The organism is Sutcliffiella sp. NPDC057660 (assembly GCF_042800035.1).
Taxonomy (GTDB): domain Bacteria; phylum Bacillota; class Bacilli; order Bacillales; family Bacillaceae_I; genus Sutcliffiella_A.
The window spans coordinates 81867-95295 of the sequence record NZ_JBHVHV010000019.1 but is presented as its reverse complement, the minus strand read 5'-3'; the positions used below and the strand labels follow the sequence as shown (position 1 = coordinate 95295).

The following is a 13429-nucleotide window of genomic DNA, read 5'->3' as shown; positions in this document are numbered from 1 at the left end:
TCCCCAGAGGGGATAACATGGAGGAGCCGTATGCGATGACCCGCACGTACGGATCTGTGAGAGGCGCATGAATAAATTCATGCGCCTACTCTATTTTGTCCTAAATCATCCTTCCTTCCCATTCTTATCTTTCATCAGCTTACATATATTCTAAAGTTATTCGTTTTTTCTCCATCTAAAGATGTAGAAAACATCCGACTTCTTATTGCTTACAAATTCGTTTGTCCCATATAAAATTAATAGTGTAAATAATTTTAATTTTTGTAAAAAACACTGGAAAAATATTTCGAAACTCGATATATTAGATACTATCTTATATTTTCCAGCATGAGTGAACAAAGGGAGGGAATACATGTGGAGACTTTTAAGAAATTAAAACAATTTTACTGGCCTTATCGTAAAAATTTCTATATTTCATTGATATTTTTACTTTTGGTTACAGTTATTACTGTGATCTATCCAGTCATTTTGCAAGTGACAATAGATGAAGTAATGAAGAAACAGCAGTTCCAGTATGTACCGTATATAGCGCTCGGGTTCATTGGAATCATGGCTTTAAAAGGGCTGTTTACGTACTTTAACCAGTACTTGGGGGATGTGTTCGGCATCCGTTCCGTTTACCGCCTACGGAATGAGCTTTACGAAAAGCTGCAGTTCTTACCGTTCCGTTATTATGACAATGCCAAAACCGGGGATTTGATGTCTAGGCTGACGGCTGATGTGGAAGGGTTCCGTTTCTTCCTATCCTACGGTTTTTCGGAATTGATCAGGTTTGCATTACTGGTAACGATTAGCTTAAGTCTGATGTTTTATTATTCAGTGGCTCTGACTTTCGTTACCTTGTTGGCAATGCCATTCCTTGCATTTGTCACCTATCGTTTTGATAAAAGGGTTCATCCTGCGTTTCGTGGAATAAGAAAATCCTTCGGAAAACTGAACACGAACGTACAGGAGAATATCAGTGGAATCAATACGGTAAAATCTTTATCACGTGAAGGCTACCAGATCGACAAATTCAATAATTCCAATGTCGATTACAAAGATAAATTTATTTCTACAGCCAATGTTTGGGCAAAGTACTTCCCACTTATGGAGTTTATCGGGAATGCCTGTGTGGTTGGATTACTTGGCTTTGGAGGATATTTGGTAATAGATGGCCAATTATCGGAAGGTGCTCTTGTAGCATTCTTCAGTTTGGTTTGGTACATTGTTTGGCCTATTGCCAATCTAGGTTTTGTTATTAATCAGTTTTCACAAGCAAAGGCTTCGGGGGAACGTCTATTGGAGATACTCGAAGCAGAAGAGGATATTCATGATATCCATGGTGCAAAAGACGTGCCAAACCTGAATGGGCATGTAACATTTGAAAATGTGACATTCATTTATCCGAATGAAGAGAAAGCGGCCCTTCAAAATGTTTCCTTTGATGCACCACCAGGAAAACAGATCGGTTTGATTGGGGCAACAGGTTCAGGGAAAACAAGCATCACACAACTGATTACACGATTCTATGAGCCGGAAGAAGGCCGTATTTTAATTGATGGAGAAGAAGTAAACAATTATACACTGCATTCGCTAAGAAATCAGATTGGGTTTGTGCTGCAGGAGTCTTTTCTTTTCTCGTCCTCGATTAAATCTAACATAGCGTATGGAAGACCGAATGCTTCCATGGAGGAAATTGTTCGTGCTGCTAAAATGGCACAGGCGCATGAATTTATTATGGAACTGCCTAATGGATACGATACTATGCTTGGGGAACGGGGAATGGGTCTTTCCGGTGGGCAGAAGCAGCGTATTGCAATTGCCCGTGCATTGATTCTCGATCCGACTATCCTTGTCCTCGACGATGCTACAAGCGCAGTGGATATGCAGACGGAATTCAATATTCAGAAAGAACTGAAAGAGGCTTTGGCTGGCAGAACTACCTTTATCATCGCACACCGCATTTCATCATTGAAGCACGCTGACGAAATCCTCGTATTGGATGAAGGTAAAGTGGTGGAAAGAGGTACACACGAAGAACTGATCCAGATGAATGGACCGTATCGTCGAATTTACGATATTCAATATAAGGACCAAAAAACGGTTTTGCAAGCACAGACAAATTGAAGGCAGGTGAAAAAGAGTGCGAAAGAAACAAAAAATAGAAATGAACGATAACGTAAAAAAGAGATTCTACTATTCTACTGATAATGCAATTGAAAAGCCGTTTAACTGGCAGCAGATGTGGCGTCTATTTTCTTACATGAAGCCTTACTCAAAGAATCTTCTCCCGCTTGCAATCATCACGATGCTGATTGCAACTGGAGTCAGGCTCGCGATACCGATCATCATCGGTAAATACATGTTTGACTTTGCAATCGGTGAGAAAGATATGGATCTGTTGATGAACCTTGCCATTCTGATAACAGTTCTGTACGTTGTCTCTTATGTGGCAAATGCGCTGCGCATCAGATGGATGAATATGCTGGGTCAGAATGTCATTTACGACTTGAGAAAGCATCTGTTTACCCATGTTCAGGGATTGTCCCACAGATTCTTTGATCAGCGTTCTGCAGGGTCCATTCTTGTGCGCATTATGAATGATATCAACTCCCTGCAGGAATTGTTTACAAACGGAGTCATCAACCTCCTTATGGACTTTATACTTTTGATAGGTATTGTAATCATTCTGTTTGCACTAAGTCCGGAGCTTGCTATAGCAATTCTGGTCATTTTGCCACTCATGTTCTTCATTTCTACAAGTCTAAGAAGAAAGATAAGAAGAGCCTGGCAGGATGTACGTATTAAGCAAGCGATGCTGAATTCCCATCTTAATGAAAGCATCCAAGGGGTTCGTGTCACGCAATCCTTTACACAGGAATGGGAGAACATCGCATTCTTCGACCGTATCAATACCGAAAACTTTGAATCTTGGAGAAATGCCACCCAACAGAATGCGATTTTCCGACCTTTTGTTGAGATGACCAATGCGGTCGGAACAGCTATTCTAATCTGGTTTGGCGCATATCTCATTCAATCAAGTCTGCAAGGTGGAACAAGTACACTGACAATTGGTGTTTTCATTTCATTCGCTTTCTATCTGGGCATGTTCTGGGAGCCGATTTCCCGATTGGGCCAGCTTTATAATATGCTTTTAGTAGGTATGGCTTCATCTGAACGTATATTTGAATTCCTTGATGAAAAGCCGATTGTCGATGAAAAGGATAATGCAGTCAGACTGGAAGAAATTCGTGGGGAAATTGAATTCAAAGATGTGGAATTCTCCTACGACAATAAGCGAACAGCTTTAAACCGCATCTCCTTGAAGATGGAAGCTGGTCAGACTGTTGCTTTGGTTGGTCATACCGGGTCAGGGAAGACGACTATTGCAAATTTGATTTCCCGCTTTTATGATGCAACCGGTGGTGTGGTGAAGATTGACGGAAATAATATTCGTGATATTTCCTTGCAGAGCTTACGATCTCAAATCAGTGTTGTTCTTCAGGATACCTTTATTTTCTCAGGAACCATCAATGACAATATCCGTTTCGGACGTCCTACAGCGACAGATGAAGAAGTGAAGGCAGCTGCAGAAGCTGTTGGTGCCAATACCTTCATTGAGCGATTGAAGAATGGCTATGAAACGGAAGTGGAAGAGAGAGGTAACGTTCTATCCGTTGGGGAGAGACAGCTGATTTCGTTTGCCCGTGCTTTGCTGGCAGATCCAAGTATCATCATTCTGGATGAAGCTACAGCCAGTATTGACACGGAAACAGAGGTTCAAATCCAGCTTGCGTTGAAAAAGCTGCTAAAAGGAAGAACGGCCATCATTATCGCCCATCGATTATCTACAATCAGGGAAGCGGATAGTATTTTCGTCCTTGACCATGGTAACATCATGGAGCAGGGTAACCATGATCAGTTAATGGAGCATAAAGGGATATACTATCATTTGGTTAAAGCCCAATTCACGATGCAGGATGCAGGGTAATAGACATTTATTCATAAGTAGGGCACCGGTGCAACCAGCCGGTGCCTTAGCTTGTATCTAGTATAATATGTGGGAATTGAGAGGAGGAACCTGATGAAAGAGATAGTGATCGGCATATTTGCTTCCATGTTTTTTGCAGTAACCTTTATTTTAAATAGGTCCATGGAGCTTTCGGGAGGGAGCTGGTTGTGGAGCTCTTCTTTGCGTTTCTTCTTTATGGTCCCGTTTCTGCTTCTTATTGTCTTTATGCGTCGCAATCTTAAAGAGGTCCTCGTCGAAATGGCAAGATACCCGCTTGCATGGTTCTGCTGGAGTGTGGTTGGTTTTGTTCTGTTTTATGGACCGATAACGTTCGCAGCTGCTTTTGGACCTGGCTGGCTTGTTGCGGGAACGTGGCAGCTTACAATAATTGCAGGTATTCTCCTTGGTCCGTTATTTTATTTTACTCGGGAATCAGATGCAGGAACTATTACTGTTAGACAGAAAATACCCTATAAGGCACTCGGGTTATCGATGGTCATCTTTATTGGTGTTGTGTTGATCCAATGGGAAAAAGCCCAAAGCATCTCGCTATCAGCTTTCATGTACGGCGTGGTACCAGTTATCATAGCTGCATTCGCTTATCCCCTTGGCAATCGGAAAATGATGGAGCTTTGTGGGGGCCGTCTTGATACCTTTCAGCGTATATTCGGAATGACCATAGCGACGCTACCAGTTTGGCTCATTATCTCCGTCGTAGGCATTGTAAAGGTAGGACTTCCATCATCAGGCCAAGTTTTGCAAACCTTTATCGTAGCAGTCTGTTCAGGTATTATCGCTACCACATTATTCTTCTTCGCAACAGACCGGGTGAGAGATAATCATGCGAAGCTTGCCTCGGTAGAAGCAACCCAATCGACACAAGTCATTTTCGTACTGATAGGAGAGGTGGTACTGTTATCCAGCCCCCTGCCAAGTAAAGTTGCAACTGTTGGCCTAGTAATCATAATCGTTGGGATGATCCTCTATAGCACACTATCGAAAAGACTATAAGAAAGGGGGGGGATAGATGACATTCTATAGCAGGAAGATGAATGGAGTTGATGCAGCAGAGATTTTGTTATGGCACTATGAGGAACCATACGAGTTTTATAATATGGATAATAGTGATGAAACATTGTCGGAACTGCTGGACGGAGGTTATCATTCCGTATATGAAGAGGATGGACAGCTTTTTGGCTATTACTGTACGGGGATTTCTGCCCAGGTGCCGGCAGGACATGTTAAGGGTGCTTATTTGGATGCCTGCCTGGATGTCGGCCTAGGCATGAAGCCAAATCTGACTGGATCAGGCAAGGGAAGCTCTTTCTTCTCATTTATCCTGGATTCCTTGGCTGAGGAAAAAGAGAGGGAAGCGACGTTCAGGCTTACTGTAGCGACATTTAACAAAAGGGCTATGGCATTATACTCAAAACTTGGATTCGAGAAGAAAATCACCTTTGAACAAAATGGTGTTGAGTTTGTTACAATGACAAATCCTACGAATCCTATGACGTGACCTACCTTATGTGAAAGCAGTATATCGGAAAAAATTAATGGAGAGTGACCTTGACAGTAATGATTTCTCAAAATTATGGTACAATATAAGAAATTGAAAACGTTGTTATTGGGGGACAATCCGTTGAAGAGAAAAGAGTTTGCGGTTATCGGCCTCGGCCGGTTCGGAGGAAGCATGGTAAAGGCTTTGAGTGAAGAGGGAGTAGAGGTCCTTGCCATTGATATGGATGAAGATAAAGTAAATGAATACGCTAACATAGCCTCCCATGCTGTTGTAGGTGATACAACGGATGAAGCGGTTTTGAAGAGCATTGGCATCCGGAATTTTGATCATGTTATTGTTGCAATCGGTGACAACATCCAGGCAAGTATTTTGACCACACTTATCTTGAAGGAGCTCGGGGTTAAGCATATTACAGTCAAAGCAACAAATGACTACCATGAAAAAGTGCTTAGCCGGATTGGAGCGGATCAAGTGGTTCATCCGGAACGGGATATGGGTAGAAGAATAGCGCATAATATCGTATCAAATAATGTTCTTGATTATTTGGAGCTTTCGGATGAACACAGTATCGTGGAGATTGTCGCCAGTAGAAGATTGGGTGGATACACGTTGATAGACCTTGATATCCGAGCAAAATATGGGATAAATATTGTCGCAATCAAAAGGGGAAAAAATATTATCGTTTCACCTCAGGCAAACGAGGGAATCAAACAGGGAGATATTCTGATTGTGATCGGTGCAGACAAGGATATTGATAGATTTGAGAAGAATTTGGTTGAGGAATAAGTAACAAACCTTAGTGGGATATCTAATATCCCGCTATTTTTTTGTAACATTTTTCAAGAAGGATCGTATATAAAATAGAGTAGCAGGAATCTTCGGCATAATTCGGATGTGAAATCATATATAACCTATAACGGGGAGCGGGGAGTGATTAGGTTGGGAATCATCATGTATTTGGTGTTATTGCTTTATGCCATTGGGATAGGTGCAATCGGAATGGGTATTTTCTACCTCTTGACGCAACGTGATAATAAGTTTGCACTTAAATCTGTTTTAGCAGGAATCATACTTATCATCATTGGTTTTGTAGTGAATGAAAATCGTCCGGTGGTAAAGGGGTCCGCCACTATTACAGTGGAAGCTGTCAGTTTGAATGAATCAAAGGGTACCGGTCAATATTACTGTGATGTCGTGGATGAAGAATCAGGAGTCAGCTATAGGTTTGTGGGGGCTGATAGTGGGGAAGCAGCTTCATATTGTGAAGAGTTTGAAGTGGGATGGGATTACAAAATAGATTATAAGTATGAAGAGGAACAGTATTATTTTAATAACAATAATGATGGTCAATAAAAAGCCACGTGCAGTAAATAGCACGTGGCTCTTTTATCAAACCTCCATAATGATCGGTAAAATCATTGGACGGCGTTTCGTTTTTTCATAAAGGAAAGGAGCTAGTGTGTCTGTGATTTCATTTTTTATCTCAGACCATTGGGTTGTACGACGCTCCATTGTTTTGGACAGGTGCTTTGTGATCAAGGACTGTGCATCATTAATCAGGTCACCGGATTCTCTCATGTAAACAAATCCACGTGAAATGATATCAGGACCGGATGCAATCTTGAAGTCCTTCATATTGATGCTTACGACTACCACAACAAGTCCTTCTTCAGAAAGGATGCGACGGTCGCGCAATACGATGTTACCGATGTCTCCGATACCGTTTCCATCAATGTATACATTGCCGGAAGGAATCTTACCTGCTACTGACGCTTCTGTTTCGGATAGTGCCAATACTTCACCATTATCCATGATAAAGCAATTCTCCTCGGCAACTCCGCAATCGATGGCAAGCTGTTTATGGGTGATCTGCATACGGTACTCACCATGTATCGGCATGAAATACTTAGGCTTGATTAAACGAAGCATAAGCTTTTGTTCCTGCTGTCCACCATGACCGGAAGTGTGGATATCACTTAATGAGCCGTGAATGACATCTGCACCAGCGCGGAATAGCATATTGATTGTACGGTTTACACTTAAAGTGTTACCCGGGATAGGGGAAGATGAGAATACAACCGTATCACCAGGGATAATTTGAATTTGACGGTGTGTACCGTTTGCGATTCTTGAAAGTGCCGCCATCGGTTCCCCTTGGCTTCCTGTACATAGGATCGTTATTTTATTTGCTGGCATACGGTTAATTTGATGAGTATCAATAAACGTGTCCTTTGGAGCGCGGATATATCCCAGCTCCTGCCCGATATTGATTGCCGCTTCCATACTGCGTCCAAATACTGCAACTTTTCTTCCGTGAGCAACAGCAGCTTCCACCACTTGCTGTAAACGGTGGATGTTTGAAGCGAATGTTGCGAAAATGACACGGCCATCCACTTTACGGAAGATGTCCTGGATGCTTTCTCCAACACGGCGTTCTGACATCGTGAAGTCAGGGATTTCACTGTTTGTGCTGTCGGAAAGTAGGCAAAGCACGCCCTCTTTCCCGATTTCCGCCATTTTCGTCAAGTTAGCCGGTTCACCCACAGGAGTGAAATCAAACTTGAAATCTCCTGTATGCACGATATTTCCTTGAGGTGTTTTAACTACAACTCCGTATGAATCAGGAATACTATGAGTGGTACGGAAGAAAGTGACAGATGTTTTACGGAATTTGATAATATCATCTTCCTGGATTTCAATTAACTTCGCTTTACGTAACAAGCCGTGCTCTTCCAGTTTGTTTTTAATCAATCCAAGAGCAAGTTTCCCGCCATAGACAGGTACATCAATTTCACGAAGAAGGTAAGGGATACCGCCGATGTGATCTTCATGACCATGAGTTACGAATAAGCCCTTGATCTTTTCTTGGTTTTTAACTAAATATGTGTAGTCAGGAATAACATAGTCGATTCCTAACAGTTCGTCTTCAGGAAACTTGATTCCAGCGTCGATCAGAATAATTTCATCTTGGAATTGGACTGCATAGGTGTTTTTCCCGATCTCACCTAGTCCACCTAAAGCGAAAACCGCTGCTTGATTATTTTTTACAAATTTCATTTTCTATCATATCTCCAATACTTTAAAGTTTTCAGCTTGTTTTTCATACTCATAAAAAGCTCCATCCACTGGCTGAATGAACTCGATATTGTATGGTTTGTCCTTTAATTTTCTACGCACCTCAAAAACAGCAGAAGCTTCTACATATAATGATTCGGTATTCTCTCTTACCGGTGCTTCTGCAATGTTCTCCTGGTAATACACTTTAAATATCATTCAAATCTCTCCTTAAAAAATTTCTCCTCCAAACTTTTGAATACCGCTGAGAAGTCAGCAGGTGATGAAAAGGGAAGGTATATCTATAGTTATTTTATGTTTGGCTGCATAGGCGGAAGTGTCCGACGACTCTCCGTATTGTGTGATTCTTCTATGCATATGCAACCTTACAAAAAGACAACGCGCCAATTATCAATGCTTCCTTGATTTTTCAACATAGCCGTACTTTGGCATGAAAGCCATTAATATCCTATATTATATACGAATTAATAGGATATTTCATGTTTTTCATGTAAGAGTTTAATTTCTATTTTCTCCAAATGGCAAAAAAATTAAAAGTCCGAGTCTGATATGTATAAAAAAAGACCATGAATACATGGCTGCCAGCATTGTACTTAATACTATTATAGTGAGAGGAACTGGTCTTGTAAAATTTATTCTCGCTACATATATGTAAGAGCCCCTCAAAAATGAAGGACTCATTGATCAAAACTTCTTAAGCTATCGTTTTTCTTTTTAGGAAGTTGTTCATTCGTCGCAGTATTTTTTTTCGAAGCCTTCTAAGCATTTGCGCCTCACTCCTTGTTATCAAGGTTTGTCTGTTTGTAGTAGTGTTAGTATGCTCAAACAGGGCAATTAGTTATTAGGAAAAAAGTATTTTATTTTATCCAAGGAATGGCCAGTAACTGTCAGAGGCATATGGACTATTTAATAATATAGAGACGTATTGACTTTAGCCTATCATAAGTTTGCTGACTTGGGAATAAGCATCGGGCAGATATCTTTCTGCAGCTAGATATTTTGTAAGGATTACATGGTGTAAAATCTTATTGACAGTAAACGCTTTCCTCATGTAGGTTAAGTGTAAACTAATATTTCGTTACCCTAAGAATGACAAGGTGGTAAGAAAAATGAAGCGACTATATATGGCATTGTTAACGTTAAGCCTGATTTGGGGAACATCATTTCTATTTATAAAATTGCTTGTCGGAGAAATTGGAGTAGGGGGCGTGGTTTTCTGGAGATGCATGTTTGGTGTAGGAACATTGTTCATCTTGCTTTTCTTCCAAGGGAAATTGGGGCTTCTAAAAAATCTCCCATGGGTACCATTGCTTCTAATAGCCTTATTAAATAATGCTTTTCCTTGGGCTCTGATTGCAATGAGTGAAATGTCCATCAGTAGCAGCATGGCTTCTGTTGTAAATGCAACAACGCCAATTTGGACAATTCTGATTGGTTTTTCTCTTTTTTCAAGCAGAATGGAAAAAACACAGTGGTTTGGTGTGCTGGTTGGTTTTTTCGGCATTCTTGTTCTTTTAGATCTAAATATTGTGCAGTTATTCCATCATAACCTAATGGGAGTCGGGACGATGCTCGGTGCCACAATCTGCTATGGATTTGGTGCGCATCTGAGTAGAAAACACCTGAAAAATGTACCAATCACAATTATTTCCTTCAGTACCTTGGGGCTGGCGGGTATTGTCTCAGGCATTTTCGTCCTTCTATTTCAACCGGAAGCCTTTTTGGGTATAACAAGTATATCGACGTTTTTTTCCTTGGTTGGATTAGGTGTATTTGGTTCAGGGATTGCTTATCTTCTCTATTACTATATGGTAAAAGAGGGCAGTGCGGAATTCGCTTCACTTGTCACCTATATCGTACCAATCACGGCGATGCTATGGGGAAGCCTCCTGTTGGATGAGCATATCAGCCTCACAATGCTTATAGGTTTAGTTCTGATTTTCAGTGGTGTATACTTATCGTCGTATAAAACAAAAAAGCAAAAATTGGCCAGTAAAATTGTTGCTTAAAAAAGGTGGTTTCAATTATGGATGACAACAAGAAAATCGTATTCTTTGATATAGATGGGACATTGCTTAACCATGACAAAGAAATTCCGGCTTCAACAAAGGAAGCGATAACGAAACTGAAGGAAAATGGTGTATACGTTGCAATTGCAACAGGAAGAGCGCCATTCATGTTTGAAGACCTCAGAAAAGAGCTGGATATAAATTCATTTGTAAGCTTTAATGGACAATATGTTGTCTTTGAAGGGGAAGTAATCTATAAGAATCCCCTTAACCTTGAAAAAATGAAGATATTAAGGAAGTATGCAGAAAAACAGCAGCATCCACTTGTATATTTAAATCATGAAACAATGAAAGCGAACGTGGGGGACCATCCGTTTATACATGAAAGCATGGGGAGTTTGAAATTTACTCACCCGGAGCATTACCCCGGTTTTCTTGAAGAAACGGAGATCTATCAGGCGCTTTTGTTTATAGAGGAGAAGGACCAGCAAACATATCTTGATGCGTACAAGGATTTTCATTTTATCCGTTGGCATTCCTATTCCACAGACATTTTGCCAAAAGGTGGTTCAAAAGCCATTGGCATTCAACGTATGTTGGAGCGCTTGCCTTTTAAAAAAGAAAATGTCTTTGCATTTGGTGATGGATTAAATGACCTCGAGATGCTTGAATATGTGGGAACTGGAGTCGCAATGGGAAATGCACATTCCGCTCTGTTGAAGGTTGCGGATAAAGTGACAACAGATGTATCACAGGACGGAATTAAAAATGGACTGGAACTTGTTGGACTTATTTAATGAAAAAGAGGCTGGGACAAGTCTAAGTAAAAAACGAACCAATTTGAGTTTTGTGATCAAATTGGTTCGTTTTTTTGATGTTGTGTTCAAATATGCGATCAGTTTATAGGTTACTCCAGCGGTTGATTGGAGTGCAAGACGAAGCCTCCTGCGGGAGAAGTGGCCAATGTGAGACCCCACTGGCGAAGCCGAGGAGGCTCACGGGTCACCCACGGAAAGCGAAGTCTTGCACGGAAATCAATAGCGGTATTTAGAGCCGTACTTATATTGTTCGTCTTTTGTTAGCGTTTTTTAAATTTGTCCCAGCCTCTTTTTTTATCGTTCAATTGCAATGGCGTTATCGGGTACATGAAATGGATCCTGCTTGTTAATATGATCGTAGAACATCACACCGTTCAAGTGGTCTATTTCGTGCTGGAACACAATCGCTACAAGTCCTTTTAACCGGAGTTTTACTTCCTCCCCGTTAACCGTTGTGGCTTTGACGGTTACTCTGGCATACCTTGGAACAAAACCTGGGACATCCCTATCTACAGATAAGCATCCTTCACCTGTAGTCAGATAGCTTTTTTCCACTGAATGACTTACTATTTTTGGGTTAAGCAGCGCGTAGCTGTGCTGTTTGCCTGTTTCATCGGCAATATGAACAGCAATCATTCTTTTTTGCACATTGATTTGTGGCGCCGCGAGACCAACCCCGGGGCGAAGGTTGTATTTCATAGATGTTTCTGGATCCTGACTATTTATCAAATATTGCAGCATGTCATGTAACGTGTCTTTTTCCTCTTGTGTCGGAGGCAGATCGACTTCCTTTGCTGCAATTCTTAGTGTGGGATGACCTTCCCTAATTATTTCATTTGTCGTTAGCATAGCTTTGACCACTCCAATCGGAAAACTATTTCTTTATTAATATTCACACATTAATTTAATAATTTTAACAGAAAAATCATCATTAGGGGAAATGAAAGAATGGACATTTAAATTTAAATCCTTTAATAAATATAAAATAAAATGGAAATGGATTATTTTCGTTATTCTTCCATTGTATTCAAATAGATGTTGTCAAAATACATGATAAATTTTATAGTTAAAGGGGAAAGAAATGTTAGGGGGATTTAAATTGCGTCATTGGAAAAAAACAATTGCTTCTGTTACGTTTGCAAGTTCACTGCTATTATCCGGCTGTATGAATGGAGAAACGCCGGAGCAGGAGATATTTGAGACTCTCGAAAAGGTAGTCGATTTGGAAGAAAGCTTTGAAGCGCAGCAAGAACCTTTATTGGAGTTGGAACAGAAGGAAAAGCAAATCTACGATGAAATCATCACTCTTGGAATGAAAGAATTCGATCAGATTGTCAAGCTCGCCGAAGAGGGCTCTTCATTGGTTGAACAAAGAGAAGAGGCTATGACAGCAGAAAAAGAAAGTATCGAAACAGCAAGAAAACAGTTTGAAGAAGTGAAAACCTCAATTGAATCCTTGGATAATGAGAATCTGAAAAAAGAGGCGCAAAGCTTGTATCAATTGATGGAAAAGCGTTATGAAGCATACATGACGCTATCTGGCCACTATATGGAAGCAATTGAATTGGACAAGGAGCTTTATGAACTTTTTCAAAAAGAGGATTTGACTTTGGAAGAACTGCAGCTTCAAATCAATAAGATCAACGAACTGCTAGTAAAGATCAAAGAATCCAATCAAGCATTCAATGAGTTTACAGAGCAATATAATGAGGCGAAATTCACCTTCTATAAAAACGCAGGACTGAATGTTGAATACAAAAACTGATACGAGGAAGAGATCGACCCTGATGCGGGACGATCTCTTTTTTTACGAAAAATAACAGAAGAAAAATAAATATTGTCTTATAACAATGAAAGCAAAATGTATTTTAAAATAGTCAATTTGCTCTAGATGATTATGTTTGTTGTGGAAAGGGAAAGGGTTAATATCCACGGTTTTGTTATGATAATATAACTTGATAGACAAGCCGCACCCTCCTTGTGATACAGAAAGCGAAATTGTATTAGTACAGCT

Annotated in this window: 12 protein-coding genes; 9 read left to right on the top strand and 3 right to left on the bottom strand. The window is 40.5% G+C overall.

What is annotated here, in order from left to right; genetic code table 11:
* Positions 1 to 354 precede the first annotated feature (354 nt).
* The 6 genes from ACFVAD_RS20170 (at position 355) to ACFVAD_RS20145 (ending at position 6866) form a co-directional block, all read left to right on the top strand.
* Entirely contained in the window at positions 355 to 2109 is a 1755-nt protein-coding gene (locus ACFVAD_RS20170; RefSeq protein ID WP_386644349.1) for an ABC transporter ATP-binding protein, read from the top strand.
* A gap of 40 nt (positions 2110 to 2149) precedes the next feature.
* On the top strand, positions 2150 to 3973 hold the full coding sequence (locus ACFVAD_RS20165) for an ABC transporter ATP-binding protein (protein WP_386644352.1): 1824 nt from the start codon (positions 2150 to 2152) through the stop codon (positions 3971 to 3973).
* A gap of 93 nt (positions 3974 to 4066) precedes the next feature.
* Positions 4067 to 5005 carry a DMT family transporter gene (locus ACFVAD_RS20160; RefSeq protein WP_386644346.1) on the top strand — a complete coding sequence of 313 codons (939 nt, stop codon included), beginning with the start codon at positions 4067 to 4069 and terminating at the stop codon, positions 5003 to 5005.
* A 16-nt stretch (positions 5006 to 5021) separates the two neighbouring features.
* The gene (locus ACFVAD_RS20155) at positions 5022 to 5510 is read left to right on the top strand and encodes a GNAT family N-acetyltransferase (protein ID WP_386644343.1); all 489 of its coding nucleotides are present in this window, start codon (positions 5022 to 5024) and stop codon (positions 5508 to 5510) included.
* A 123-nt stretch (positions 5511 to 5633) separates the two neighbouring features.
* Positions 5634 to 6299: a potassium channel family protein gene (locus tag ACFVAD_RS20150; RefSeq protein WP_386644341.1), complete on the top strand. Its 666-nt coding sequence runs from the start codon at positions 5634 to 5636 to the stop codon at positions 6297 to 6299.
* A 153-nt stretch (positions 6300 to 6452) separates the two neighbouring features.
* Entirely contained in the window at positions 6453 to 6866 is a 414-nt protein-coding gene (locus ACFVAD_RS20145) for a hypothetical protein (protein ID WP_386644339.1), read from the top strand.
* A 36-nt stretch (positions 6867 to 6902) separates the two neighbouring features.
* Here ACFVAD_RS20145 and rnjA read toward each other — a convergent pair whose 3' ends face one another.
* Entirely contained in the window at positions 6903 to 8570 is a 1668-nt protein-coding gene (gene rnjA / locus ACFVAD_RS20140) for a ribonuclease J1 (protein WP_386644336.1), read from the bottom strand.
* A gap of 6 nt (positions 8571 to 8576) precedes the next feature.
* Positions 8577 to 8786, bottom strand: coding sequence for a DNA-dependent RNA polymerase subunit epsilon (locus ACFVAD_RS20135; RefSeq protein ID WP_386644333.1), 210 nt, complete (start codon positions 8784 to 8786; stop codon positions 8577 to 8579).
* Positions 8787 to 9697: 911 nt separating this feature from the next.
* On the opposite strand from ACFVAD_RS20135, the gene ACFVAD_RS20130 reads away from it, so the two are divergent.
* The gene (locus ACFVAD_RS20130; RefSeq protein WP_386644330.1) at positions 9698 to 10597 is read left to right on the top strand and encodes a DMT family transporter; all 900 of its coding nucleotides are present in this window, start codon (positions 9698 to 9700) and stop codon (positions 10595 to 10597) included.
* A gap of 17 nt (positions 10598 to 10614) precedes the next feature.
* Positions 10615 to 11394: a Cof-type HAD-IIB family hydrolase gene (locus tag ACFVAD_RS20125; RefSeq protein ID WP_386644327.1), complete on the top strand. Its 780-nt coding sequence runs from the start codon at positions 10615 to 10617 to the stop codon at positions 11392 to 11394.
* A gap of 315 nt (positions 11395 to 11709) precedes the next feature.
* Here ACFVAD_RS20125 and def read toward each other — a convergent pair whose 3' ends face one another.
* Positions 11710 to 12264 carry a peptide deformylase gene (def, locus tag ACFVAD_RS20120; protein ID WP_386644325.1) on the bottom strand — a complete coding sequence of 185 codons (555 nt, stop codon included), beginning with the start codon at positions 12262 to 12264 and terminating at the stop codon, positions 11710 to 11712.
* A gap of 250 nt (positions 12265 to 12514) precedes the next feature.
* On the opposite strand from def, the gene ACFVAD_RS20115 reads away from it, so the two are divergent.
* Positions 12515 to 13180 carry a YkyA family protein gene (locus ACFVAD_RS20115; protein ID WP_386644323.1) on the top strand — a complete coding sequence of 222 codons (666 nt, stop codon included), beginning with the start codon at positions 12515 to 12517 and terminating at the stop codon, positions 13178 to 13180.
* Positions 13181 to 13429 lie beyond the last annotated feature (249 nt).